Annotated in this window: 21 protein-coding genes; 9 read left to right on the top strand and 12 right to left on the bottom strand. The window is 56.6% G+C overall.

Annotated elements, in window-relative coordinates:
• Positions 1 to 63: 63 nt before the first annotated feature.
• The 4 genes from HX884_RS05390 to HX884_RS05405 all read right to left on the bottom strand — a co-directional run bounded on the left by HX884_RS05390 (position 64) and on the right by HX884_RS05405 (position 2,556).
• Positions 64 to 963 (bottom strand): Dyp-type peroxidase, encoded by a 900-nt coding sequence (locus tag HX884_RS05390; RefSeq protein ID WP_013098206.1) that lies wholly within the window; start codon positions 961 to 963, stop codon positions 64 to 66.
• Between the two features lie 92 nt (positions 964 to 1,055).
• On the bottom strand, positions 1,056 to 1,631 hold the full coding sequence (locus HX884_RS05395) for an RpoE-regulated lipoprotein (protein WP_178327804.1): 576 nt from the start codon (positions 1,629 to 1,631) through the stop codon (positions 1,056 to 1,058).
• Positions 1,632 to 1,694: 63 nt separating this feature from the next.
• Entirely contained in the window at positions 1,695 to 2,144 is a 450-nt protein-coding gene (locus tag HX884_RS05400) for a DUF2919 domain-containing protein (protein WP_014832841.1), read from the bottom strand.
• On the bottom strand, positions 2,131 to 2,556 hold the full coding sequence (locus HX884_RS05405) for a GNAT family acetyltransferase (RefSeq protein ID WP_178327805.1): 426 nt from the start codon (positions 2,554 to 2,556) through the stop codon (positions 2,131 to 2,133). Before HX884_RS05405 ends, HX884_RS05400 begins: the two co-directional genes overlap by 14 nt.
• 212 nt (positions 2,557 to 2,768) lie before the next feature.
• Between HX884_RS05405 and amiA the strand changes: the two genes are divergently transcribed.
• Positions 2,769 to 3,644: an N-acetylmuramoyl-L-alanine amidase AmiA gene (gene amiA / locus HX884_RS05410; protein WP_178327806.1), complete on the top strand. Its 876-nt coding sequence runs from the start codon at positions 2,769 to 2,771 to the stop codon at positions 3,642 to 3,644.
• Entirely contained in the window at positions 3,644 to 4,543 is a 900-nt protein-coding gene (gene hemF, locus HX884_RS05415; protein ID WP_038420320.1) for an oxygen-dependent coproporphyrinogen oxidase, read from the top strand. The genes amiA and hemF overlap by 1 nt, the downstream gene beginning before the upstream one ends.
• A 79-nt stretch (positions 4,544 to 4,622) precedes the next feature.
• Here hemF and maeB read toward each other — a convergent pair whose 3' ends face one another.
• Entirely contained in the window at positions 4,623 to 6,902 is a 2,280-nt protein-coding gene (gene maeB, locus HX884_RS05420; RefSeq protein WP_062729957.1) for an NADP-dependent oxaloacetate-decarboxylating malate dehydrogenase, read from the bottom strand.
• 246 nt (positions 6,903 to 7,148) lie between these two features.
• Here maeB and tal point away from each other — a divergent pair, with 246 nt between their 5' ends.
• Both tal and tkt read left to right on the top strand, forming a co-directional pair.
• Positions 7,149 to 8,099: a transaldolase gene (gene tal, locus HX884_RS05425; RefSeq protein WP_178327807.1), complete on the top strand. Its 951-nt coding sequence runs from the start codon at positions 7,149 to 7,151 to the stop codon at positions 8,097 to 8,099.
• Positions 8,100 to 8,118: 19 nt separating this feature from the next.
• Complete coding sequence (gene tkt, locus HX884_RS05430; RefSeq protein WP_178327808.1) at positions 8,119 to 10,107, top strand: transketolase; 1,989 nt, start codon at positions 8,119 to 8,121, stop codon at positions 10,105 to 10,107.
• 42 nt (positions 10,108 to 10,149) lie between these two features.
• Here tkt and HX884_RS05435 read toward each other — a convergent pair whose 3' ends face one another.
• The 3 genes from HX884_RS05435 to aegA all read right to left on the bottom strand — a co-directional run bounded on the left by HX884_RS05435 (position 10,150) and on the right by aegA (position 13,936).
• Entirely contained in the window at positions 10,150 to 11,193 is a 1,044-nt protein-coding gene (locus HX884_RS05435) for a DUF1176 domain-containing protein (RefSeq protein WP_178327809.1), read from the bottom strand.
• A gap of 105 nt (positions 11,194 to 11,298) precedes the next feature.
• Complete coding sequence (gene nudK, locus HX884_RS05440) at positions 11,299 to 11,892, bottom strand: GDP-mannose pyrophosphatase NudK (protein WP_023620399.1); 594 nt, start codon at positions 11,890 to 11,892, stop codon at positions 11,299 to 11,301.
• 67 nt (positions 11,893 to 11,959) lie between these two features.
• Positions 11,960 to 13,936 carry a formate-dependent uric acid utilization protein AegA gene (gene aegA, locus HX884_RS05445; RefSeq protein ID WP_178327810.1) on the bottom strand — a complete coding sequence of 659 codons (1,977 nt, stop codon included), beginning with the start codon at positions 13,934 to 13,936 and terminating at the stop codon, positions 11,960 to 11,962.
• Positions 13,937 to 14,088: 152 nt separating this feature from the next.
• On the opposite strand from aegA, the gene narQ reads away from it, so the two are divergent.
• Together narQ and acrD are read left to right on the top strand one after the other, a co-directional pair.
• Positions 14,089 to 15,777, top strand: coding sequence for a nitrate/nitrite two-component system sensor histidine kinase NarQ (gene narQ / locus HX884_RS05450; protein WP_178327811.1), 1,689 nt, complete (start codon positions 14,089 to 14,091; stop codon positions 15,775 to 15,777).
• 146 nt (positions 15,778 to 15,923) lie between these two features.
• Positions 15,924 to 19,037 (top strand): multidrug efflux RND transporter permease AcrD, encoded by a 3,114-nt coding sequence (gene acrD, locus HX884_RS05455; RefSeq protein ID WP_178327812.1) that lies wholly within the window; start codon positions 15,924 to 15,926, stop codon positions 19,035 to 19,037.
• A 109-nt stretch (positions 19,038 to 19,146) separates the two neighbouring features.
• Here acrD and ypfM read toward each other — a convergent pair whose 3' ends face one another.
• Positions 19,147 to 19,206, bottom strand: a complete 60-nt coding sequence (ypfM, locus tag HX884_RS05460) for a protein YpfM (RefSeq protein ID WP_015572204.1) — start codon at positions 19,204 to 19,206, stop codon at positions 19,147 to 19,149.
• Between the two features lie 387 nt (positions 19,207 to 19,593).
• On the opposite strand from ypfM, the gene HX884_RS05465 reads away from it, so the two are divergent.
• The 3 genes from HX884_RS05465 to HX884_RS05475 are packed head-to-tail and all read left to right on the top strand — an operon-like array spanning position 19,594 to position 21,301.
• Positions 19,594 to 19,944, top strand: a complete 351-nt coding sequence (locus HX884_RS05465) for an ArsC family reductase (RefSeq protein ID WP_178327813.1) — start codon at positions 19,594 to 19,596, stop codon at positions 19,942 to 19,944.
• Between the two features lie 10 nt (positions 19,945 to 19,954).
• A complete protein-coding gene (gene dapE, locus HX884_RS05470; RefSeq protein ID WP_058651783.1) occupies positions 19,955 to 21,082 on the top strand; it encodes a succinyl-diaminopimelate desuccinylase in 1,128 nt (375 codons plus the stop codon).
• A gap of 24 nt (positions 21,083 to 21,106) precedes the next feature.
• The gene (locus HX884_RS05475) at positions 21,107 to 21,301 is read left to right on the top strand and encodes a YpfN family protein (protein WP_178327814.1); all 195 of its coding nucleotides are present in this window, start codon (positions 21,107 to 21,109) and stop codon (positions 21,299 to 21,301) included.
• Between the two features lie 91 nt (positions 21,302 to 21,392).
• On the opposite strand, the gene ypfH is transcribed toward HX884_RS05475, so the two are convergent.
• From ypfH to HX884_RS05490, 3 genes are all read right to left on the bottom strand, one after another.
• The gene (gene ypfH, locus HX884_RS05480; protein WP_178327815.1) at positions 21,393 to 22,088 is read right to left on the bottom strand and encodes an esterase; all 696 of its coding nucleotides are present in this window, start codon (positions 22,086 to 22,088) and stop codon (positions 21,393 to 21,395) included.
• 73 nt (positions 22,089 to 22,161) lie between these two features.
• The gene (locus tag HX884_RS05485) at positions 22,162 to 24,135 is read right to left on the bottom strand and encodes a tRNA(Met) cytidine acetyltransferase TmcA (protein ID WP_178327816.1); all 1,974 of its coding nucleotides are present in this window, start codon (positions 24,133 to 24,135) and stop codon (positions 22,162 to 22,164) included.
• Positions 24,135 to 25,004, bottom strand: a complete 870-nt coding sequence (locus HX884_RS05490; RefSeq protein WP_029882266.1) for a neutral zinc metallopeptidase — start codon at positions 25,002 to 25,004, stop codon at positions 24,135 to 24,137. The genes HX884_RS05485 and HX884_RS05490 overlap by 1 nt, the downstream gene beginning before the upstream one ends.
• Positions 25,005 to 25,101 lie beyond the last annotated feature (97 nt).

The following is a 25,101-nucleotide window of genomic DNA, read 5'->3' on the forward strand; positions in this document are numbered from 1 at the left end:
ACTTCATCGTGCTTTTCATTTTTCTGGGGAACCCTCAGCCCAAAGGGAGAGGGAGGAAGGGAATTACAGCGCCAGCAGACGCTCAATGGATGGTGCGAAGTAGTAGCCGCCGGTGACCGGTTTGGTGAAGCGCAGCATGGCGTCACGCTTGCCGTCGGTATCGCCGAACATGCTCAGCAGCTGTTGCTCAATATTGTACAGACGCGCGCAGTAGGCGCAGAAATAAAGGCCATGGGTTCCGCTTGCGGTGCCATACGGCAGGCTCTGGCGAACAATCTTCAGCCCTTTACCGTCTTCCTTGAGGTCAACGCGGCTCAGGTGAGAGGTCACCGGGCGTACATCGCCGTCGATCTCTTCGTTGGCCTCTTTGGTACGGCCAATCATCATCTCCTGGTCCTGAACACTCATGCGGTTAAGCTGCTTAAGGTTATGCTCCCAGCGCTGAACAAATACGTAGCTGCCGCCGGCATCCACGCCATCCTTGATGACCGCCACTTCACGGCGCGTCTCTTCACCTGCCGGGTTTTCCGTCCCGTCGACAAAGCCGCTCAGGTCGCGCTCTTCCACCCAGCGGAAACCGTGGACTTCTTCCTGAACGTCAATGCTGTCACCAAACGCCGCTACCGCCGCCTGAGCAACGGAGAAGTTCACGTCGTGGCGCAGAGAGAGAATATGGATCAACACGTCGTACTGGGTTGCCGGTGCCAGGCCTTTGCCGTAAGGGATAAAGTCTTTGAGCTCTTCCGCCCCTTCGCCACCGCTCAGCTGACGCCAGACGTTATTGCCAAAGGCCACCACAGCGCCCAGATGGGCATCCGGGAATTTGGCCTGGAAGGTGGCCAGTTTATCCACAAAGACTTTGCTGGCCGCACGCAGGGCATCCACATCCCCTTTCACATTGGCTTCAATCCAAATCGCCGCGCGGCAATGTTCTGGCAAAATGCCACTCTGAACCTGAGACATCGCTCCTCCTGAAATAAAGATGCCACGACAACGTGGCATTGATGGCGGGTATTATACCCGGATTTCAGCGAGACGGATTGTTCAGGCGCAAATTACTGCTGCCAGATAATTTTGCTCACTTTCCAGTTTTTCAGCGTATCGTCAGACGGCATTAAGCCTTCAGGACCGCTCCAGGTTCCGGTAAAGAGATAGCTGATGTGCTGGCTGTCCGGTGCTTTACATTGCACCGCCACGCCATCGTCTGAAGGCGCGCTGGCGCAATTGCCGAAAGCCTGTTTATAGAGATCGCTAAACGGCGTACCAACCTTTACGCCGCTCGCCGTCGGGATAGCATCGTCCAGCACGGCAATACGGTTTACCGTGCCTTTATCGCCGTTAATCACCAGCGCCAGTTTGTCTCCTTTCAGCGCTTCGAAGTAACGCACGATAGTGCCGTTTTCAGTTTTCATGCCGCTGCGCAGACGATAGTCGCTGCTCAGGGCCGCCTGAAGCGCGTCCTGATCCAGCGCCGTCGCGGCGGTAATGTTGCCCACGCCCTGCTCGGTCACTTCCAGCGAAGAGCCAAACCAGTTCCACGGATAAGCGGCCGACCAGTTAATGGAGGAGAGCGTTGAACAGCTGGTTAACGCCAGCGGGAGAGCGCATAAAAGTAAACGCAGCGATTTCATTGAAACGTCCTTACGTGTTAAATCAACGCTTGTTGGAGTGCAGCATCGGCAAAAAGTGCCGCGTCAATCTGACTCATGCGTAAAACAGGCGCGTAAGCGGGGGTTAGTCAGCAGCCACAGCAGCGCCACGATATCGGCCACCACCAGCGCAATGCCGATGCCCGTAAGCGGTTCACCGTACCACCAGAGCACAGGCTGCCAGCAGAGCAGCGCAATCTGGGCCAGGATCAGCAGCCAGCGAAGCGCACGCCAAAGCCGTGGGATCGCCTGTCGTCGGCCGCTGCACAAAAACGTCACCACCGCCGGTACGCCCGGTAACAGGCCGAGCCAAAAGGCGTCGTGATCGGGATAAAAGAGCGTCAGTAATGTATCGCCCTGCCCGCGGGACGCGGCGGCCATGACAAACAGCACCCAGGTGCGGGCCTGCAGCAGCAGTACGCACCAGAATAAGAAAGGCAGCCTGACACGCCCCTGCGCGTCGTAATCTGCCGGGTGGATCTCAATACTCTTCATCTTCGATCAGACGCTTACCTAAGCTCAGCACGTCAGCGTGTTCATAGCCCAGACGTTCATACATGCCCAGCACCACGTCGTTATCTTCGCGCACCATGATCTGAATTTTCGGGCAACCGCGAGCGATCAGTTTTTTATCAAGACGATTGAGCAGCGCATTGGCAATGCCGCGCCCCCGGTATTCCGGGTGAACGCCCAGATAATAAGCAGAGCCGCGATGGCCGTCGTAACCGCCCATCACCGTGCCCACCACTTCGCCGTTCACTTCCGCCACCAGAAACAGACTGACGTCGTGATTCAGCTTACGCTCAATGTCCATCTCTGGATCGTTCCACGGACGCAGCAAATCGCAGCGCTCCCAAAGGGTGATCACCTCTTCGAAATCTTCCTGGCGAAAAACGCGTATCTCCATGGTATTAACCGCCTTTTCGGGTTTAAAAACAGTGATTATGGCGCGAACAGGGCATTTAGCCAATAACCGGGGAAAATCTCGCCAAAATTTGGCATAATGTCACTTTGTCACGTATTGAAATGAAAAGTAAAACAATTCTCAATAAGGACTGTCGTAACGCTAAACGCGATACGATATAACACCAGGACCGCAATTTTTACTATTCAGGCCGCATGAGCACATTCAAACCATTAAAAGCACTCACATCGCGTCGTCAGGTTCTCAAGGCGGGGCTGGCGGCCTTAACGTTAACGGGCATCGCACAGCAGGTTCAGGCAAAAGAAGAGAGCACGCTTAAAACCAGTAACGGACACAGCAAACCCAAAGCCAAAAAACCAGGCGCGAAGCGTCTGGTCATGCTCGACCCGGGTCACGGCGGCATTGATACCGGCGCCATTGGCAAAAACGGGTCAAAAGAAAAACACGTCGTGCTGGCAATTGCAAAAAATGTGCGATCGATTTTACGCAGCAACGGCATTGACGCCCGCCTGACGCGCACGGGCGACACCTTTATTCCGCTGTATGACCGCGTGGAAATTGCCCATAAGCATGGTGCCGATCTCTTTATGTCCATTCACGCGGATGGCTTTACAAACCCTTCCGCTGCGGGCGCGTCGGTATTTGCCCTCTCCAATCGCGGCGCCAGTAGCGCCATGGCGAAATATCTCTCCGACCGTGAAAACCGTGCGGATGAAGTCGCCGGGAAGAAGGCCACCGATAAAGATCACCTGTTACAGCAGGTGCTGTTCGACCTCGTGCAGACCGATACCATCAAAAACAGTCTGACGCTGGGCTCGCATATCCTCAAACGGATTAAGCCGGTGCACCGTCTGCACAGCAAGAGCACGGAGCAGGCCGCGTTCGTGGTGCTGAAATCACCGTCGATTCCGTCCGTGCTGGTGGAGACCTCTTTCATTACTAACCCGGAAGAAGAGCGTCTGCTTGGTACCGCGGCGTTTCGTCAGAAGATCGCCAATGCCATCGCTTCCGGCATCATCAGTTACTTTAACTGGTTCGATAATCAAAAAGCGCACTCCAGGAAACGTTAATGAAACCGAATGCAAAGCGGGTAAAAACCTTCCTGCTGCAGTTGCAGGATGAGATTTGCCAGAAACTGGCCGCTGCAGACGGCGGTAATTTTCAGGAAGATAACTGGCAGCGCGAGGCCGGCGGTGGCGGGCGTAGCCGTGTGTTGCGAAACGGCGGGATCTTTGAACAGGCAGGCGTCAATTTTTCCCACGTTTACGGGGAAGCCATGCCCGCTTCTGCAACGGCGCATCGTCCTGAACTGGCAGGCCGCAGCTTCCAGGCGATGGGCGTTTCGCTGGTGGTACACCCGCACAACCCGTTTGTGCCAACCAGCCACGCCAACGTGCGTTTTTTCATTGCGGAAAAACCGGGGGCCGATCCGGTCTGGTGGTTTGGGGGCGGTTTCGACATGACCCCCTACTACGGCTTTGAAGAGGATGCCGTGCACTGGCATACGACCGCACGCGATCTCTGCCTGCCGTTTGGCGAAGACGTTTACCCGAAATACAAAAAGTGGTGCGACGACTACTTTTACCTCAAACACCGCGACGAACAGCGCGGTATTGGCGGGCTGTTCTTTGACGATCTGAACACGCCTGATTTTGATACCGCGTTCAGCTTTATGCGTGCGGTGGGCGAAGGCTATACCGACGCTTATCTGCCCATTGTTGAACGGCGTAAAAACACCGACTACGGCGTGCGCGAACGCGAGTTCCAGCTTTACCGTCGCGGGCGCTACGTGGAGTTTAACCTGGTGTGGGATCGCGGGACGCTGTTTGGCCTGCAAACCGGCGGGCGCACGGAGTCGATTCTGATGTCAATGCCGCCGCTGGTGCGCTGGGAGTACTGCTACGAGCCAAAAGAAGGCAGCCCGGAGGCTGCCCTGAGTGAGTTTATTAAGGTTCGGGACTGGGTTTAACTGCCGGATGGCGCTGCGCTTATCCGTCCTGGTCAACCCGTAGGTCGGGTAAGCGAACGCGCCACCCGACAAACATCACTTACAGCGGCTGCGTCTGCGCCTCAACCACCGCCAGCGCCACCATATTCACGATACGGCGTACAGAGGCAATCGGCGTTAACACATGCACCGGTTTTGCCACCCCCATCAGCACCGGCCCCACGGTCACCCCTTCAGAGCTCGAGACGCGCAGCAGGTTGTAGCTGATACGCGCCGCTTCCACGTTTGGCATAATCAGGATATTCGCTGAGCCTTTCAGCGGGCTGTCTGGCATACGTTCATTGCGGATGCTCTCCACCAGCGCGGCGTCGCCGTGCATCTCACCGTCAATCATCAGCTCCGGTGCGCGCTCGCGAACCAGCTCCAGCGTCTGTCGCATTTTGCAGGCCGCCGCAGATTTAGAGGAGCCGAAGTTAGAGTGCGACAGCAGTGCCACCTTCGGTTCGATACCAAAGCGACGCACGGTTTCAGCCGCCATCACGGTGATCTCCGCCAGCTCGTCCGGGGTTGGATCGTCGTTGACGTAGGTATCGGCGATAAAGGTGTTACCGCTTGGCAGCAGCAGCGCGTTCATCGCACCGGCCGTGTGCACCCCGTCGCGATAGCCGAAGATCTCCTGCACCACGCTGAAGTGCTCGTGGTAATCACCGATGGTGCCGCAGATCAGCGCATCCGCCTCGCCGCGATGAACCATGATTGCGCCAATCACCGTGGTGTTGCTGATCACTGCCCGCTGCGCCTGCTCCTGAGTGATCCCGCGACGTTTCATGATCGCGTAGTATTCGCTCCAGTACTCTTTAAAGCGCGGGTCGGATTCATTGTTAACGATCTCAAAATCAATACCCGGTTTGATCTGCAGGCCCAGCTTCTGGATACGCATCTCGATAACGCTCGGGCGGCCAATCAGGATCGGCTTCGCCAGCCCTAAGGTGATCAGCTCCTGCGTGGCATGGAGCACGCGCGCCTCTTCCCCTTCCGCCAGCACCACCCGCTTCGCGTCGGCACGAGCCTGAGAGAAAATCGGCTTCATAAACAGGTTAGTTTTGTAGACAAACTCGGTGAGCTTATCCACGTAAGCATCGAAATCGGTTATCGGGCGCGTCGCCACGCCGGAGTCCATTGCCGCTTTCGCAACCGCTGGCGCGATTTTGACAATCAGACGCGGGTCGAACGGTTTTGGAATGATGTAGTCCGGGCCAAAGCTCAGATCCTGATCGCCATAGGCTGAAGCAACCACTTCGCTCTGCTCGGCGTGTGCCAGTTCCGCAATGGCGTGCACCGCCGCGAGCTTCATCTCTTCGTTAATGGCCGTCGCGCCTACGTCCAGCGCCCCACGGAAGATGAACGGGAAGCAGAGCACGTTGTTCACCTGGTTCGGGTAGTCGGAGCGACCGGTACAGATGATGGCATCTTCACGCACCGCTTTCGCCAGCGGCGGCAGGATTTCCGGCTCGGGGTTCGCCAGCGCCAGAATCATTGGCGCACGCGCCATCTTCTTCACCATCTCCTGGGTCAGCACTTTCGGGCCTGAACAGCCCAGGAAGATATCCGCGCCGTCAATGACATCCTCAAGCGTACGCTTGCCGTCGTCGTCCACCGCGTAGGCTGCTTTGGTTTCCGCCATGTTAGGCTCGCGGTCTTTGTAGATCACGCCTTTGGAGTCGCAGACCACAATGTTGTGTTTCTGCATCCCGAGCGCCACCAGCAGGTTCATACAGGCAATGGCCGCCGCACCCGCGCCGGAGACTACCATGCGCACGTCAGAAAGATTTTTCTCCACCACGCGCAGGCCGTTAAGAATGGCGGCGGTGCTGATAATCGCCGTCCCGTGCTGGTCATCATGGAACACGGGAATGTTCATACGTTCACGCAGTTTCTGCTCAATGTAGAAACATTCCGGCGCTTTGATGTCTTCGAGGTTAATACCGCCAAAGGTCGGCTCCAGCGCCGCCACGACGTTGATGAATTTATCGGGATCGTGTTCGTCCACTTCGATATCAAACACGTCGATACCGGCGAATTTCTTGAACAGAACGCCCTTTCCTTCCATCACAGGCTTACCGGCCAGCGCACCAATGTTGCCCAGGCCCAGCACCGCCGTACCGTTAGAGATCACGGCGACCAGGTTGCCGCGCGCGGTATATTTGTAAGCGGCCAGCGGATCTTTTTCAATTTCGAGACACGGTGCCGCCACGCCCGGCGAGTAGGCCAGCGCCAGGTCGCGCTGGGTTGCCAGCGGTTTTGTCGGGGAGACCTGAATTTTACCCGGGACAGGAAACTCGTGAAAATCGAGGGCACTCTGTTTTAACTGATCGTCCATCTTGTTATTCCTTTTACGTATCGGTCAGATAGTATCGCCGCAGGCTGCGGCATAAACTTTGAAGGCTGCCAAACTCTCACCATCACACATTAAAAATTGTTATCAATTTATAACAGCCATGTTACCCGTCTCAAAAGCAATGCCTCCCCCGTCTGCTATGCTTTTTTGTTAAGTCCATCATGATTTTTCCAGAAGTGTGAACTAACGCACTCGTCTAACGCTTTTATTTTCAAGGAGTCATGACTTATGAACCAACTTGACGGCATCAAACAATTCACTACCGTGGTTGCAGACAGCGGCGATATCGAGTCGATTCGGCACTACCAGCCTGAAGACGCAACCACCAACCCGTCGCTGCTGCTCAAAGCGGCAGGGCTTTCCCATTTTAGTCATCTGATTGATGACGCCATTGCCTATGGCAAACAGCGCGGCAAAACCCAGGAACAACAGGTTGCCGAAGCCAGTGACAAGCTGGCGGTTAATTTCGGTGCGGAAATTCTGAAAAGCATCCCGGGGCGCGTCTCCACCGAAGTCGATGCCCGCCTCTCCTTCGATAAAGAGAAGAGCATCAATAAAGCCCGCCGCCTCGTCGAACTCTACCAGGAGCAGGGGATCGACAAATCACGCATTCTGATTAAGCTCGCCTCCACCTGGGAAGGCATCCGCGCGGCGGAAGTGCTGGAAAAAGAGGGGATCCACTGCAACCTGACGCTGCTGTTCTCGTTTGCACAGGCGCGCGCCTGTGCCGAAGCGGGCGTATTCCTGATCTCACCGTTCGTCGGGCGCATCTACGACTGGTATCAGGCAAAACAGCCGATGGATCCGTACGTGGTAGAAGAAGACCCGGGCGTGAAGTCGGTACGTAATATCTACGACTATTACAAGCAACACCGCTACGAAACCATCGTAATGGGGGCCAGTTTCCGCCGCACCGAGCAGATCCTGGCGCTGGCAGGGTGTGACTGCCTGACCATCTCCCCTGACCTGCTGAAAAAGCTGCAGGACAAAGAAGAGACGGTGATCCGTAAACTGGTGCCGACCTCCACCGTACTGCCCAAACCGAAAGCCATGACCGAAGCGGAATTCCGCTGGGAGCACAATCAGGACCCAATGGCCGTGGAAAAACTGGCGGACGGCATCCGCCAGTTCGCCGTCGACCAGCGCAAACTTGAAGATCTTCTCGCCGCCAAACTTTAACCTTGCCACGGAGTGAACTATGTCCCGTAAAGAGTTAGCCAATGCCATTCGCGCCCTCAGCATGGATGCCGTGCAAAAAGCCAATTCCGGCCACCCTGGCGCACCAATGGGCATGGCAGATATTGCCGAAGTGTTGTGGAATGATTTCCTGAAGCACAACCCTAACGACCCCACCTGGTACGATCGCGACCGTTTTATTCTCTCTAACGGCCACGCGTCGATGCTGCTCTACAGCCTGCTGCATTTGTCCGGCTACGATCTGCCGCTCGAAGAGTTGAAAAACTTCCGCCAGCTGCACTCTAAAACCCCCGGCCACCCGGAGATCGGCTATACGCCAGGGGTGGAAACCACCACCGGGCCGCTGGGACAGGGTTTAGCCAACGCCGTTGGGCTGGCCATCGCGGAACGCACGCTGGGTGCGCAGTTTAACCAGCCGGGGCATGACATCGTCGATCACTACACTTACGTCTTTATGGGTGACGGCTGTCTGATGGAGGGGATCTCCCATGAGGTCTGTTCGCTCGCGGGCACGCTGGGGCTGGGCAAGCTGATTGGCTTCTATGACCACAACGGCATCTCCATAGACGGGGAAACGGAGGGCTGGTTTACCGACGACACGGCAAAACGGTTTGAAGCCTACCGCTGGCATGTGGTGCATGAAATTGACGGCCACGATCCCGAGGCGGTGAAAAAAGCAATTCAGGAAGCGCAAAGCGTGAAGGACAAACCGTCGCTGATTATCTGCCGCACGGTTATCGGCTTTGGTTCGCCGAACAAAGCAGGTAAAGAAGAGGCGCACGGTGCGGCGCTGGGTGATGAGGAAGTGGCGTTGACCCGGCAGAAACTGGGCTGGAAATATCCGCCGTTCGAAATTCCGAAAGAGATTTACCGCGCATGGGATGCCCGTGAAGAGGGTGAAAAGGCCCAGCACGCCTGGAACGAGAAATTTGCCGCCTACAAAAAGGCCTACCCGGAGCTGGCGGCCGAATTCACCCGCCGCATGAGCGGAGGTCTACCGGAGGACTGGGAAGAGAAAACCCAGGCGCTGATTGAAAACCTGCAATCTAACCCGGCCAAAATCGCCACCCGTAAGGCGTCGCAAAACACCCTGAATGCGATTGGCCCAATCCTGCCTGAGCTGCTGGGCGGCTCGGCGGATCTGGCCCCCAGCAACCTGACCATCTGGTCTGGCTCGACATCGCTGAAAGAGGATATCGCCGGAAACTATATTCACTATGGCGTACGCGAGTTCGGCATGACCGCCATTGCCAACGGTATCGCTCATCACGGGGGATTTGTCCCCTACACCGCCACCTTCCTGATGTTTGTGGAATACGCCCGTAACGCCGCACGCATGGCGGCTCTGATGAAAGCGCGGCAGATTATGGTTTACACCCATGACTCCATCGGGCTTGGGGAAGACGGGCCAACCCACCAGGCCGTTGAACAGCTGGCGAGCCTGCGCCTGACGCCAAACTTCAGCACCTGGCGTCCGTGCGATCAGGTCGAGGCCGCGGTGGGCTGGAAGCTGGCAGTAGAGCGCCATAACGGACCGACGGCGCTGATCCTGTCACGTCAGAACCTGGCGCAGATTGAGCGCACGCCGGAGCAGGTGAAAGACATTGCCCGCGGCGGTTACATTCTGAAGGACAGCGGCGGCAAGCCGGATGTGATCCTGATTGCCACCGGTTCCGAGGTGGAGATTACCGTCAAAGCGGCGGAGAAGCTGACTGCCGAAGGTCACGCGGTACGCGTGGTTTCCCTGCCTTCAACCGACATCTTTGACGCGCAGGATGAGGCATATCGTGAATCGGTCCTGCCATCCAGCGTGACGGCCCGCGTGGCGGTTGAGGCGGGTATTGCCGACTACTGGTACAAATATGTCGGGCTGAAAGGGGCCATTGTCGGCATGCGGGGATACGGTGAATCGGCGCCGGCCGACAAGCTGTTCCCGTATTTCGGTTTTACCGTTGAAAACGTCGTTGAGAAGGCGTTAAGCGTGCTTTAGTGGGGCCTGCGTGCCCGGTGACGCTACGCTTACCCGGCAAAACTAGCGTGTGATCCACAACGTGGGCCAGGCATCTGGCCCATTCCAGTTATCGCAGCTGGGCTCCTCGGCATAACGCACCAGACGGAAGCGCTGGCCGTCAAAGCGCCAGCGCGTCTGGATACCGCAGTCGGCAATCCCCCGCCCTAACGCCAGGGTGGTCAACTCACGCGTTTTCTCATCAAAGCGAGCGTTCATTAACTCCATTTCACTGCTGCCGCTGGACGGCGTAAACGGCAGACGCAGCCTGACGCTACGGGAAGAAAACGGTTTTTTACGTGATACCAGCCAGGCCAGATCGACGGTGTTATAGGCCCCCGCTTCGCAACTGACGATAAGCAGCGCTTTGTCATCGGTAAGCGCAGTGACGCGCACTTCCCGACGGTTGGGGTCGAGCGAGCACTGGCTGTTATTCATCCGCCAGGTACCATAATCCAGCAGATCGTTCAGTTCGCTGTGGGAGAGCGGTGTCGGGGTGGGATTCACAACCGCCACCTTTTTCAGGGCCGGTGCGGGCGGCACGCTTAACGGCGGATCGTCACCTTTTTTAATCCAGGCGGTTTCACTGCCGACGCGCTTTTGCTGCGTATCGATAAACAACAGCGCCGCTTTCAGGCCACTGAGGGAGATCGCCTGCTTGCCATCACGCAGGGTTAGCGCTTTCCCTTCCTGGATATGCTTAAGAAATGCAGTGATGGTCGCGGCATCGTCCGTTTTCAGATGCCATGGCGTTAACTGCCAGTGCTGACGTTCCAGCGTCACGGGCACCCCATCCAGCAACAGGCGCGGCGCAATTGCAGGCTCTTTGACGGACGGGTCTGAAAGACCGCCGAGATCAATACGTAACGAGGCATCGGTTTTCGCGCCAGCGCTGCGGCTAAGCGTCATCACCAGACCACGGTGTTCACCGGTGTTGCGTGCCAAGCAAAAATTCTGGTTATTGCAGGTCACCTGCCAGTCTGAGAATGATTGCTGTGCAGGCGCAGCCCACACACGAGGCGCGGGGAGCACACAAATCAGGAAAAAAATAAAAACGCAGTAGCGCATGAATGGCACAATCCCGGAACGAAAACGCTTAACTGGGCAGTATCTTCGTGTTCCCGCCGGGGTTGCTCAATCGGATTTATCGGATAGATTTATCCGAAAAACAAACTACATCCGTTCGAAAGAGGGATCCATCAGCCCGGTTGTTTGTAAATACTGCAGTAATATTACAGCCTTACCATCTTTAATTTCCCCGGAACGGATCATCGCCAGCGCCTGGACAAACGGTATCTCCAGCACCTCGATATCTTCATCTTCCACGCCACCGCCCTGATGGATACGATGCGCATCGCTGTATTCGGCAATAAAGAAATGGACGATTTCCGTCACGCCGCCGGGTGACATAAACAGTTCGAAAACTTTTTTAACCTCACCCACTTCAAAGCCCGTCTCCTCGATGGCTTCTTTGCGGATACACACTTCCGGCTCATCGTCATCCAGCAGACCTGCGCAGGTTTCAATCAGCCGTCCGTCCGGATTGCCATTGACCCACGTCGCCACCCTGAACTGGCGGATCAGCACCACGCTCTGCTTTTCACGGTTATAAAGCAGAATGGTTGCCCCATTGCCGCGGTCGTAAACCTCACGTTTGTGGCGGATCACGTCCCCGTTATTACGCGTTAAATCATAGGTGATGTTACGCAGGACAAAGTAATTATCAGAAAGGATTTTGTCTTTGATAACGTCAATTTTCAGGGTCATACGGGCTCCACGACACAATGAGTCTGCCTATATTACGCCGTGAACCCCGCTTTGTCGCCCACCCGATTTAATGCGTTTTTAACGCGCTGACGCCCAGCCAGTCGAGGATACCCTGCGCAGCATGTCGCCCTTCCGCCATGGCGGTGACCACTAAATCTGCGCCGCGTACGGCGTCACCGCCTGCGAAAATTTGCGGGTTAGAGGTCTGATAGCGATAGCGGCTCTCCACCGAGGCGATAATTCGTCCCCAGCTATCCGTCTCCACGCCCTGCGCCTGCAGCCACGGCATCTCGTGTGGATTGAAACCAAATGCCATGATCACCGCATCCGCAGGCATCACAAATTCGCTCCCCGCTATCGGTACCGGCCGACGACGGCCCTGAGCATCAGGTTCGCCGAGTTCGGTACGCAGCATGCGAATGCCGTTGACCTGTCCGTCAGGTGCCAGAGTTAACTCCACGGGCTGAACGTTAAACTCAAACGCGGCGCCCTCTTCCTTCGCATTCTTCACCTCTTTTTTCGAGCCCGGCATATTGGCTTCATCCCGGCGGTAGGCACAGGTTACCTTTGCCGCACCGTGACGTAACGCGGTGCGGACACAGTCCATGGCGGTATCGCCCCCGCCGAGCACCACCACGTTCAGCCCCCGGGTATCGATAAATGGCTCTTTGGTTGTTGCCTCAAGCCCCATCACGTGGCGGGTGTTTGCCACCAGGAAAGGTAACGCGTCATAGACGCCGGGCGCATCTTCATGTGCGATACCCGCTTTCATGGAACGATAGGTTCCCACACCAATAAACAGTGCATCGTATTCGCGTTGCAGCTGTGACAGCGGCACATCCTGTCCGACGTCACAGTTCAGAACGAACTGGATCCCCATGGCCGTGAATATCTCCCTGCGCCGTGCGAGCAGCGATTTATCGAGCTTAAAGGCCGGGATACCAAACGTCAGCAAGCCGCCAATCTCCGGGTGCCGGTCATAGACCGTGACGCTGACACCGCTGCGCGCCAGCACGTCGGCACAGGCAAGCCCCGCAGGCCCCGCGCCGATCACCGCCACACGTTTATCAACCGGCGTCACGCCGCTCAGATCCGGCTTCCAGCCCATCGCCAGCGCCTGGTCAGAGATATAGCGCTCGATGTTGCCAATGGTCACCGCGCCTGAGATATCACGCACGGTGCAGGCGCCTTCACATAATCGGTCCTGCGGGCAGACGCGGCCGGTAATTTCAGGTAAACAGTTGGTCTGGTGTGAAAGCTCAACCGCCCCGGCGATATCCCCCGCTTTAACGCGTTCAATCCACTGGGGGATATGGTTGTGCAACGGACAGGTCCATTCACAAATGCTGTGTTCGCCGCACTTCAGGCAGCGCGATGCCTCACGCGCGGCCTGCTCTGCCCGAAACGGCAGGTAGATCTCCTGAAAATGGCTGACGCGTGCACTCGCGGCGAGTTTATCCGGCTCCCCGCGTCGCGGTGTGTTTCTCATCTGCTCAAGGCGGGTGTGCGGCAGGTCTGGCCTTACCGCCTCGTCGTGCCAGGGCTGCGCCTCCTGACGGGCGGTGCGCTGGCGGCGGGTTTTCGCCAGTTGATTCAGCACGGCGGGCGTCGCCAGGGTAAGCACCTGTGCCGGACAATTTTCGATGCAGGCCGGGCCCTGTGGGCGCGTGTGGCAAAGATCGCATTTATGCGCCGAGGCTTTTACGTTGCCCTTGTCGAGAGGCGTAACAACGATCTCCATCGTGCCGAACGGACAGGCAACCATGCAGGCTTTACAGCCAATGCATTTTTGTTGATTCACCTGTACGCTGTCATCGCATTTGCTGATGGCCCCGTTAGGGCAGCTCTGCGTGCAGGGCGCATTCTCGCAATGGTGGCAGGTTACAGGCGTGCTCTTCGCGCCAGATTTCAGGACAGTGATGCGGGGATGAAAATGGCGTTCGCTCAGCACGTGTTGTTCATCGTTGTGCGCCATCACGCAGGCCACTTCGCAGGCACGGCACCCTATACACTGCTGGCTGTTGGCCATAATAAAACGATTCATAACGACACCTGTTTTTGGTTCAATAACCTTATTCTTTATAGGAATATTGTATTTACCCACGGCGGCGCTATCAGGCAATGTACAAATGCCCAGGAAGCCGAACTATCTCCAGTGAACCTGTGGCAGATCAATTTTTTTCAGGAAGCTGTTCTGTGACCGTTAAACGACCCGTTTCCGGAAGCCTGGCCCGGGCTTTCATTTCCATTATCGTGCTGTCCGTTCTGACCAGCACCGTCGCGTTGTTCACGCTTGCCAGCAGCCAGCGGGATGCAGAAGCCATCAATATTGCCGGTTCCCTGCGAATGCAGAGCTACCGTCTGGGCTATGAGATGCAACGCAACAGCGACGCCCTGGCGGCGCATCGCGAGAGCTGGCAGCAGACGCTGAGCGCCCCTGCGCTACAGAAGCTGAGCCGCTGGTACGTGCCGGACGATGTTAAGGCGCGCTATCAGCAGCTGCATCTGGCATGGCAGGAGATGGACAACCACATCGCTCGCGGCGATAGCGGGTGGTATCAGGCCCACATTGAAGACTTTGTCGGCCGGATTGACGCCTTTGTGCTCGCCCTTCAGCACTACACCGAACATAAAATCCAGGCGGTGATTCTGATCTCCCTGGCGGGCGGGATGGGCATCCTGATCCTGACGATCTTTACCCTGCGACGCATCCGCCGCCAGGTGGTGTTACCGCTGAATAATCTGGTGGCGGCCAGCGAGCGCATTGAGCGGGGGCAATTCGATACGCCTGCACCGGATACCGCGCTGCCAAACGAGCTGGGCCAACTTTCCCGGGCGTTCAACCACATGTCTGCCGAGCTGCATACGCTGTATCGCTCGCTTGAACACTCCGTAGCGGAAAAGACGCAGCATCTGAATGAGGCGCATCAGCAACTCGAGATGCTGTTTAAATGCTCTCAGGCACTGAATACCGGCCAGATAGACAGCCACTGTTTCCGGCATATTTTGCAGATAGTGCATGAGTACACGCAGATGAACTACCTGGAATTGCGCACCAGCGACGACTGGCGGCTCAGTGAGGGTATCGAATCAAACGGGAGCCCTGTCCAAACGCTGCCCGTGCTGATGCAGGATACCCTGTACGGGGAATTACGCTGGCAAAGCGAGACGGGCCACGTTCCTCTGCCGCTGATGGAAAGCGTGGCGACAATGCTCGGACGCGGACTGTATTTCAACCAGGCGCAAAAGCACTACCAGCAGTTGCTGCTGATGGAAGAACGCGCGACGATCGCCCGCGAGCTGCACGATTCCCTGGCGCAGGTACTGTCGTATTTACGTATTCAGCTGGCGCTACTGAAACGCGCTATCCCGCAGGAAAATGCCCCGGCGCAGACCATTATCACCGACTTTTCCCGCGAGCTTAACAACGCCTGGCATCAATTGCGGGAACTGCTTACCACCTTCCGCCTGACGCTTAACCACGCCAATCTGCCCGCGGCCCTACAGGAGTCACTGGACGGGTTACAGAGCCAGACGCAGGCAAAGCTGCACCTCGACTGCCGCCTCTCCTCGCTGGCGCTGGATGCCCAGAAACAGGTGCATTTGCTGCAGATCGTGCGTGAAGCGGTGTTGAATGCGATGAAGCACGCCCAGGCCAGCGAGATAACCGTCAGCTGCGTGACGTCTGCTGACGGCACCCACAGCGTCAGCATTCGCGATAACGGTATCGGGATTGGCGAAGCCAGCGAGCCGCCGGGACATTACGGGCTGAATATTATGCGCGAACGGGCGGCGAGACTTGGCGGAACGCTGCACTTTTCCCAGCCGCAAAACGGGGGGACGCTGGTGAGCGTGATCTTCCCGACAAACGGGGCCGGGAGGTAAATAACGGTAAAAGGTGAAGCGCAGAGAAAAGCGCATGATAATTTACACTATCTCCTTTATTTCTCCACGTTTGGTCTTCGTCTTGCCGCTAAAGTGATGCGGGCAATAAACAATAATGACGTGCAGCAAAACGAGGTCTCATTTTCATGGCGAATTTTTTTATCGATCGCCCCATTTTTGCCTGGGTACTTGCCATTCTGTTGTGTCTGACAGGTGTCCTGGCCATTACTTCACTTCCTGTTGAGCAATATCCCGACCTGGCACCACCAAACGTGCGCGTCACGGCAAACTACCCCGGAGCTTCAGCACAAACGCTGGAAAATACCGTTACGCAGGTTATCGAGCAGAACATGACGGGTCTGGATAACCTGATGTACATGTCCTCGCAGAGTAGCGCCACGGGCCAGGCGACCGTCACCCTGAGCTTTACCGCCGGTACGGATCCGGACGAAGCCGTACAGCAGGTGCAAAACCAGCTGCAGTCGGCGATGCGTAAACTGCCTCAGGCGGTGCAGAATCAGGGGGTTACCGTACGTAAAACCGGTGACACCAACATCCTGACTATTGCGTTTGTCTCTACCGACGGTTCCATGGATAAGCAGGACATTGCGGACTACGTCGCCAGTAATATTCAGGATCCCCTCAGCCGTATTAACGGCGTCGGTGATATCGATGCTTACGGCTCTCAGTATTCAATGCGTATCTGGCTTGATCCGAATAAGCTGAACAGCTTCCAGATGACGGCAACCGACGTGACGGATGCCATTAAATCCCAGAACGCCCAGATTGCGGTGGGACAATTGGGGGGAACGCCCTCCGTCGATAAACAAGCGTTGAATGCCACCATTAACTCACAGTCGCTGCTTCAGACCCCGGAGCAGTTTCGCAACATTACCCTGCGCGTAAATCAGGATGGTTCAGAGGTCCGCCTGGGCGATGTCGCCACAGTAGAAATGGGGGCAGAGAAATATGATTATCTCAGCCGCTTTAACGGTAATCCGGCCTCCGGTCTGGGGGTTAAACTGGCCTCCGGGGCCAATGAAATGGCCACCGCGCAGCTGGTGCTGGATCGTCTGGATGAGCTGTCGCACTATTTTCCCCACGGGCTGGAATACAAAGTCGCCTACGAAACCACCTCCTTTGTTAAAGCCTCTATTGAAGATGTGGTGAAAACACTGCTGGAAGCGATCGCGCTGGTCTTCCTGGTCATGTACCTGTTCCTGCAAAACTTCCGCGCAACGCTGATCCCGACCATTGCCGTTCCGGTGGTGCTGCTGGGTACCTTCGCCGTGCTTTATGCGTTTGGTTACAGCATTAACACCCTGACGATGTTTGCAATGGTGCTGGCGATTGGCCTGCTGGTGGACGATGCCATCGTGGTGGTCGAAAACGTCGAGCGCATCATGAGCGAGGAAGGGCTTTCCCCGCGTCAGGCCACGCGTAAATCGATGGGACAAATTCAGGGGGCGTTAGTTGGCATCGCGATGGTGCTCCCGGCGGTCTTTATCCCGATGGCGTTTTTCGGCGGCACAACCGGCTCCATTTATCGTCAGTTTTCAATCACCATCGTCTCCGCAATGGTGCTCTCGGTGCTGGTGGCGCTGATCCTCACGCCTGCCCTCTGCGCCACCCTCCTCAAACCGCTACATAAAGGGGAGCAGCACGGTCAGAAGGGCTTCTTTGGCTGGTTTAACCGCATGTTCAACCGCAGTGCTGCGCGTTATGAAACCGCCGTCGGCAAGGTGCTGCACCGCAGCCTGCGCTGGATGATGATTTACGTTGTGCTGTTGGGCGGTATGGTGTGGCTGTTCCTGCATCTGCCGACTTCGTTCCTGCCGCAGGAAGACCGGGGGATGTTCATCACTTCAGTGCAACTCCCGAGCGGGTCAACGCAGCAGCAAACGCTGAAGGTAGTTCAGAAGGTGGAGCAGTACTTCTTTACCAAAGAGAAAGATAACGTGGTGTCGGTCTTCTCCACCGTCGGCTCAGGCCCGGGCGGGAACGGGCAGAACGTTGCACGTATGTTTGTGCGCCTGAAAGACTGGGACGCACGCGATACGAAAACGGGCACCTCGTTTGCCATTATCGAACGCGCGACCAAAGCCTTCTCCCGTATCAAAGAGGCTCGCGTTTTTGCCAGCAGCCCACCGGCCATCAGCGGTCTCGGCAGTTCTGCCGGGTTTGACATGGAGTTGCAGGACCATGCCGGTGCGGGCCACACGGCGCTGATGGCGGCACGCGACAAGCTGTTAGAGCTGGCCGGTAAAGATCCGGGTCTGACCCGCGTCCGTCACAACGGTCTGGATGACAGCCCGCAGCTGCAGGTCGATATTGATCAGCGTAAGGCGCAGGCGCTGGGCGTTTCAATCGACGATATTAACGACACCCTGCAAACGGCGTGGGGTTCAAGCTATGTGAATGACTTTATGGATCGCGGTCGCGTTAAAAAAGTGTATGTGCAATCCGCCGCGCCATACCGCATGCTGCCGGACGATATTAACCGCTGGTATGTCCGCAACAATGCGGGCGGCATGGTGCCGTTCTCCGCCTTCGCCTCCTCGCACTGGGAGAGCGGTTCTCCGCGTCTGGAGTGCTATAACGGCTATTCCGCCGTTGAGATCGTCGGTGAAGCCGCGCCGGGTGTCAGCACCGGTACGGCGATGGACACCATGGAAAAGCTGGTGCAACAGCTGCCCGCTGGCTTTGGTCTGCAGTGGACGGCCATGTCTTATCAGGAGCGGCTCTCCGGGGCGCAGGCTCCCGCGCTTTACGCGCTTTCGCTGCTGGTGGTCTTCCTCTGTCTTGCGGCGCTGTATGAAAGCTGGTCAGTCCCGTTCTCGGTCATGCTGGTGGTGCCGCTTGGCGTGATCGGCGCGCTGCTCGCCACCTGGATGCGCGGTCTGGAGAACGACGTTTACTTCCAGGTGGGGCTGCTCACCGTGATTGGGTTGTCGGCAAAAAACGCCATCCTGATTGTTGAGTTTGCCAATGAGATGAATGCGAAAGGCCATGAGCTGATGGCGTCCACGCTGCATGCCTGCCGTCAGCGCTTACGTCCAATCCTGATGACCTCGCTGGCGTTTGTCTTCGGGGTGTTACCAATGGCAACCAGCTCAGGTGCAGGCTCCAGCAGCCAGCATGCGGTAGGTACAGGCGTCATGGGAGGAATGATTTCAGCCACGATCCTGGCCATTTATTTTGTGCCGCTGTTCTTCGTGCTGGTGCGTCGCCGCTTCCCGCTCAAGGAACGGCCTGAATAAGATAGTGAAAATAAAAAAGGCGGCTCAGTAGGCCGCCTTTTTACTGTGCGATTAATTCACACTATGGTTATTTTACTTATTTAAGTGCTCTTGCAATTCTTACTGAATGTCATTTACGAAGCATGCCTTCGATAAAATCTTTCCAGTTCCCCAGTTCACGTTCAATCATAACAACCTCTCTTATTATTATGCGCATTCTACGAAAACGTATCATCATTGTGAAGACAATTTAACCGATTGCTGTGATTGTACCCCGTCTGCGCGCTGGATTTATGATAAATATGAACGGAGAACCTTAAATTTTGTGTGACGGCCAGCAATATTTTGAAATAACCCTACGCACGGGTGAGTTTTATTTTACCCGCTGAGTTTACAGGCAATTTATACCTGATGGACATCTATGCTTAAATGATGAAAGAATATTCAGCGTACAAGTGTGAGTTGAATTAAAAAGAGGTGTTAATCCGGAGCGTTTCTGAATGTGTTATATTCCGTTTAAGGATATATCTTCGAATTTACTGAACATTTAATGGTCATAAGAACAAAAGGATTCAACATGGTTGTCATGTACGGCATTAAAAATTGTGACACGATCAAAAAAGCCCACCGCTGGCTCGAAGCTAACAACGTCGAGTACCGCTTCCACGATTACCGTGCCGATGGGCTTGATGCAGAATTTCTGCATACCGCCATTAACGAACTGGGGTGGGAAGCGCTGCTGAACACCCGCGGCACGACCTGGCGCAAGCTGGACGAATCACTGCGTGCCAGCATCAAGGATGCCAACAGCGCAGCAAATCTGATGCTTGAAATGCCAGCAATCATCAAACGCCCATTGCTCTGCGCGCCCGGGCAGCCTATGCTGCTGGGTTTCAGTGAAACCCTTTATTCCGACTTTTTTCGTTGAGGTGTAGTTTATGTCATGCCCGGTCATTGAGCTGACTCAGCAGCTTATTCGCCGTCCTTCCCTTAGCCCGGACGACGCAGGTTGTCAGGCATTAATGATTGAGCGCCTGCGTGCCATCGGTTTTACCGTGGAGCGTATGGATTTTGGCGACACCCAGAATTTCTGGGCGTGGCGTGGCCAGGGTGAAACACTGGCCTTTGCCGGGCATACCGACGTGGTTCCCGCAGGTGATGCGGACCGCTGGATCAACCCTCCGTTTGAACCAACCATCCGCGATGGCATGCTCTTTGGCCGCGGCGCCGCAGACATGAAAGGCTCCCTGGCGGCAATGGTTGTGGCGGCTGAGCGCTTTGTCGCCCAGCACCCGAACCATAAAAACCGTCTCGCGTTTCTCATTACCTCTGATGAAGAAGCCAGCGCCCATAACGGCACCGTCAAGGTGGTTGAGGCCCTGATGGCCCGCAACGAGCGTCTGGACTACTGTCTGGTCGGCGAGCCGTCCAGTACCGAGGTGGTGGGCGATGTGGTGAAAAATGGCCGCCGCGGTTCGTTAACCTGTAACCTGACCATTCACGGCGTACAGGGACACGTGGCGTACCCGCATCTGGCCGATAACCCAGTTCACCGCGCAGCGCCGATGCTGAGTGAACTGGTAAGCATTGAGTGGGACAAAGGCAATGAGTACTTCCCGCCAACCAGCATGCAGATTGCGAACGTGAAGGCAGGAACCGGCAGCAACAACGTGATCCCGGGCGATTGTTTCGTTCAGTTTAACTTCCGTTTCAGCACGGAGCTGACCGATGAGATGATCAAAGCGCGCGTTATCGCCCTGCTGGAAAAATATCAGCTGCGTTACACCGTGGACTGGTGGCTTTCCGGCCAGCCGTTCCTGACACAGCGTGGCAAACTGGTGGATGCGGTGGTGAACGCCATCGAGCACTATAATGAAATTAAGCCACAACTGCTGACGACGGGTGGCACCTCAGACGGACGCTTTATCGCCCGCATGGGAGCTCAGGTTGTCGAACTGGGGCCAGTGAACGCGACCATTCATAAAATCAATGAGTGTGTAAATGCCGCGGATTTACAACTGCTGGCCCGTATGTATCAACGTATTATGGAGCAAATCGTCGCCTGACGAGCGCTCTGAGAGGAATAGCGAATGGATTGGCTTGCAAAGTACTGGTGGATTCTGGTGTTAGTGTTTCTGGTAGGCGTATTGCTTAACGTGATTAAAGATCTTAAGCGCGTTGACCATAAAAAATTCCTCGCCAACAAGCCGGATCTTCCGCCTCATCGTGATTTTAACTACAAGTGGGATGACGACGACTGGCCGAAGAAAGACCAGAAGAAGTAATCCCCTCACCCCCAGCCCCTCTCCCCAGAGGGGCGAGGGGTGCCATGTTCCCTCTCCCCTTAGGGGAGAGGGTTAGGGTGAGGGGAAATAATCACATAAACTCAACAATATCATCATCGTCCGGCTTACCGCCCCTGAGCGCTTCATCAAAGTAGTGCTTCGGTACGGTATAGCGCAGATGGTCGAGCGCAAACTGCATGCTGCGATCGTCAATCGCATGGCCCAGATCGTCAACGATATCCAGCGTCACATCCCCGCCTTCCCGGATCAGGGCTTCCTGCGCAGCTACGGCATGCGAAAGCTCAATCACCCGGTCTTCGCCACCGTGGATCAAGTGGATCGTTGTCTGCGTGGTCGCGCTCGTCGGTAGCGTCGCGAAACGGCCGTTAAAGGCAATCACGCGCGAAGCCAGACCCGGCTCTGCTTTCACGCTCTCCAGCGACATAATTGACCCCTGTGAAAAGCCAATCAGCGCGGTCGCGTCGGCACCGACGCCGCTCTGCTGCTGCCAGTAACGCACGGTTTCGATAAAGACCGGCATAATGGCATCAATACGCGCCTGACGGTTCTCTTCCGTCACGCCCTGAACGGAGAACCACTGCCGTCCGTCAGGGCCACACGGCTCCACGCCGCCGATGCTGACAATCAGCGCCTCAGGAAAAACAGGTGCAAACCAGCGACCAATCTCTCCCATATTGACGGCGTTATCGCCAACGCCATGAAACAGTAGCAGTAACTGTTTAGCCGGTTTGTCGGGGCTTTGAACAACAAAATGATCGTGTTTCATGGCGGTCTCCTTAATTGATGACCTGGATTCTACGCCTTGCGGGGGGAATGACCATGCCACTTTACTGAAGAAGTCATTGAAAAAATTGCCATTGCAAAATGTCGCTTTTGAGCTGCTGACTGCGTGCTTTATCAAGACATTCAAGGGCCTGCGCCGTTTCAGCGCGTAATCTTGCCAGCACCGCTTTTCGCCCGGTGAGCGACAGTTCAGCACTGAGCGCAGCGTCCTCTCTTCGTGCCTCAATTTTACCGCGCAGGGCCGGAAGCGGCAGATCCACGGTGAGCAGCAAACGCGTCAATGCGGCAACGGACGTAGCAAAGGGCCGGTGTGCAAAGGCAAAGCCTGCCAGCTCCAGCCAGTCGTCACTATTAAGGGTAGCTTCCCACTCATCTGCCACCGGGATCTTTTCGCCATTCCACAATGATAAGACGCGCGCATCGCGATGCAGGCGCAGCCGGGCCTGTTCACACAGACGATGCCCCGCCTCACTTTGCGGCAATAATGCCATTGCGGTATAGCAGCCGCTGCTGGCTTCGCGGTGGCTGCCTATCCGTACCAGCTCAAAGCCGCACTGCTGCCAGAAATGCCACAGCGCGTCGGTAAAACCAAAGCTCACCGAGAGATAATCCTCCCCGCAGGCCTCGCGGATAAGCGCCCGGCCGATCCCTTCCCGTTGCCGGTGAGGGTGAACAGCGATGCGCGTGATCCGTCGACCTTTCAGCGTTGCTGCCAGAGGCGTGCCACCATGCGCGGCCAGAGACTGCGCGACAAGGTTGCCGCGCGGTCGACGAAAACCCGCCCATACTGCGCGACTTAGCGCCGGGCTTAACCCGCCTTCGTCTACCAGCCACAGCGCGCCCGCAATGACCGGGTCCGTTTGCGCGACGGCAACGTGCTGACCGGGGGCGTCCATCATACGGCGCAGATCCAGCGGCGAGGTACGGTAATGGGCCGCACAAAGCAGCTCGTAGACACTCGCGGCGAGTGCAGGCGTGTGCTCCCATGCGTCGGGGGCCAGAGAGGTCAGTTGCACCTCTCCTTTCGGCTGCTGGTCGATGAGCGTGTCGTCAAACAGCAGCGCGCTGGCGACCACCCGCTCAAGCGGACATCCCGCAGCCCAGCGAACGGGGGTGGATAAGGTATAACGCTGCAGGGCGCTGAACTGCGCGCAGAATTTAAGCAAAAACCCTCTTCCGGTTCCTTCATACCCTTGTACCGTCGTGGTTAACAGTACCCGTGGAAAGCGCGCAACCAGCTTCTCCAGCACAGGGCCGGGTATGGCCGCCGCCTCATCGACAATCAGCCAGTCGGCATGGTGTGAGGAGGCCAGCAGCACATCCGGTGCCATAAAGTGAAAATGTTCACCCGCAAACCGTGCGATGACCTCCGTTGCTCCCTTTGCCGGTGCGGTGACAACTGCTCTGCCCTCAATGCTGTTCAGCAGCATGCCGGCAAGCGCCGATTTTCCCCTCCCGCGCGGGGCGGTAACAGCCGCAACGCCTTTCGGCATTGCACGAAGTGCGTGCAGGATCTCCGCCTGCTCGCGCTGGGGTGCACCGTTAGCGGGTTGCCAGTCAGGGGCATCAGGAAACGGAGGAAGGGTTAACGGCTGGTTTTGCTGCCAGACGATTGCATCGGGATCGTGGGTAATCGTCTGACAAAAGTGGCGAATGAAATTCGGCGTGGGAATGGGTTCCGCGCTGTCGCTCCAGCGCAGGGAATCACTGTCGGGCGTGCCTGCCCACACCGCAAGCGGGGGGGCCAACAGCACCAGCAGGCTCCCGGCACGCAGCGTTCCGCTCAGGGCGGCAAAGGCTGAGACATCAAACCCGGCGCGGGCATCAAAAACAGCATGCCGGAACTCGCGCCCCAGCAGCCCGCTTATCTCCCTGGAAGGGTTTTCATCCAGCCACACCCAATCCCCGGAAAGCGTATCACGCAGCGCCCCGGCCTGCGCCAGGGACCACTGCGCATCACCGCTGAGCACCACCAGCCGACGCTGGCCGGTGCGCTCAAGCTGGCTAATCAGTTGGTCAAACGCCACCATTACATGGCTTTACCGAAGGTATTGCACTGCGCCGGGTCACCGCTGTCAAAACCGCGTTTAAACCAGGTGTAACGTTGTTCTGACGTCCCGTGAGTGAAGCTGTCCGGCACAACCCGGCCCTGGCTCTGCTGCTGGAGACGGTCGTCACCAATGGCCTCTGCGGCATTTAACGCCTCTTCCAGGTCGCCAGATTCCAGCACGCCCTGCTTCTGCATGCTGTTACCCCAGACGCCCGCGAAGCAGTCCGCCTGCAGCTCCATACGCACGGAAAGGCGATTGACCTCCGCCTGCGAGGCGTTTTGCTGAAGCTGGCGAACCTTAGGCTCAATGCCCAGCAATTTTTGCACGTGATGCCCCACTTCATGCGCAATCACGTAGCCCTGAGCAAAATCACCGTCGGCACCGAGTTTGCGTTTCATGTCATCATAAAAAGAGAGATCGATATAGACGGTGCTGTCTGCCGGGCAGTAGAACGGCCCCATCACCGATTGTCCGGTGCCGCAGCCGGTGCGGGTCGCACCACGGTACATCACCAGCTTCGGCTGCTGGTAGCTGCGCCCCATTTTCTCAAACTGCTGGCTCCACGTGTCTTCAGTGGTCGCGAGAATAACGGAGGTAAATTTGGCCGCTTCATCTTCATTTGGGTTGATGGAGCGCTGAGATTGCTGCTGTTGCTGCAGCGGCTGACCGGTCATTAACCCGGTGAGATCGACCCCGTAGTAACCCGCAACCAGCACCACAATCAGCAGAATGATTCCGCCTTTTCCGCTGGGTAAACGGAAGCCGGGGCCACCCATGGAAGGGCCGCCACCGCTATCACCACGTCTGTCTTCTACATTGTCACTTTCACGACGCCCTTGCCAGCGCATAACTACCTCGAACTATTCCATTAATAATAGCTATGATCGTAGGCGGTTAACGGCAAGATTACCATAGGAAACAAAGGTAAGACGCCAAAGGATATGA

This window comes from Enterobacter sp. SECR19-1250, from assembly GCF_013391025.1.
In the GTDB taxonomy this organism is placed as follows: domain Bacteria; phylum Pseudomonadota; class Gammaproteobacteria; order Enterobacterales; family Enterobacteriaceae; genus Enterobacter; species Enterobacter cloacae.

Coding starts and splice junctions, on each gene's coding strand:
- HX884_RS05475 (WP_178327814.1), top strand. CDS start 21,107: ATGGATTGGCTTGCAAAGTACTGGTGGATTCTGGTGTTAGTGTTTCTG.
- HX884_RS05400 (WP_014832841.1), bottom strand. CDS start 2,144: ATGAAGAGTATTGAGATCCACCCGGCAGATTACGACGCGCAGGGGCGT.
- tal (WP_178327807.1), top strand. CDS start 7,149: ATGAACCAACTTGACGGCATCAAACAATTCACTACCGTGGTTGCAGAC.
- hemF (WP_038420320.1), top strand. CDS start 3,644: ATGAAACCGAATGCAAAGCGGGTAAAAACCTTCCTGCTGCAGTTGCAG.
- aegA (WP_178327810.1), bottom strand. CDS start 13,936: ATGAATCGTTTTATTATGGCCAACAGCCAGCAGTGTATAGGGTGCCGT.
- HX884_RS05395 (WP_178327804.1), bottom strand. CDS start 1,631: ATGAAATCGCTGCGTTTACTTTTATGCGCTCTCCCGCTGGCGTTAACC.
- HX884_RS05435 (WP_178327809.1), bottom strand. CDS start 11,193: ATGCGCTACTGCGTTTTTATTTTTTTCCTGATTTGTGTGCTCCCCGCG.
- ypfH (WP_178327815.1), bottom strand. CDS start 22,088: ATGAAACACGATCATTTTGTTGTTCAAAGCCCCGACAAACCGGCTAAA.
- HX884_RS05390 (WP_013098206.1), bottom strand. CDS start 963: ATGTCTCAGGTTCAGAGTGGCATTTTGCCAGAACATTGCCGCGCGGCG.
- dapE (WP_058651783.1), top strand. CDS start 19,955: ATGTCATGCCCGGTCATTGAGCTGACTCAGCAGCTTATTCGCCGTCCT.
- HX884_RS05490 (WP_029882266.1), bottom strand. CDS start 25,004: ATGCGCTGGCAAGGGCGTCGTGAAAGTGACAATGTAGAAGACAGACGT.
- HX884_RS05405 (WP_178327805.1), bottom strand. CDS start 2,556: ATGGAGATACGCGTTTTTCGCCAGGAAGATTTCGAAGAGGTGATCACC.
- amiA (WP_178327806.1), top strand. CDS start 2,769: ATGAGCACATTCAAACCATTAAAAGCACTCACATCGCGTCGTCAGGTT.
- nudK (WP_023620399.1), bottom strand. CDS start 11,892: ATGACCCTGAAAATTGACGTTATCAAAGACAAAATCCTTTCTGATAAT.
- HX884_RS05485 (WP_178327816.1), bottom strand. CDS start 24,135: ATGGTGGCGTTTGACCAACTGATTAGCCAGCTTGAGCGCACCGGCCAG.
- HX884_RS05465 (WP_178327813.1), top strand. CDS start 19,594: ATGGTTGTCATGTACGGCATTAAAAATTGTGACACGATCAAAAAAGCC.
- tkt (WP_178327808.1), top strand. CDS start 8,119: ATGTCCCGTAAAGAGTTAGCCAATGCCATTCGCGCCCTCAGCATGGAT.
- acrD (WP_178327812.1), top strand. CDS start 15,924: ATGGCGAATTTTTTTATCGATCGCCCCATTTTTGCCTGGGTACTTGCC.
- maeB (WP_062729957.1), bottom strand. CDS start 6,902: ATGGACGATCAGTTAAAACAGAGTGCCCTCGATTTTCACGAGTTTCCT.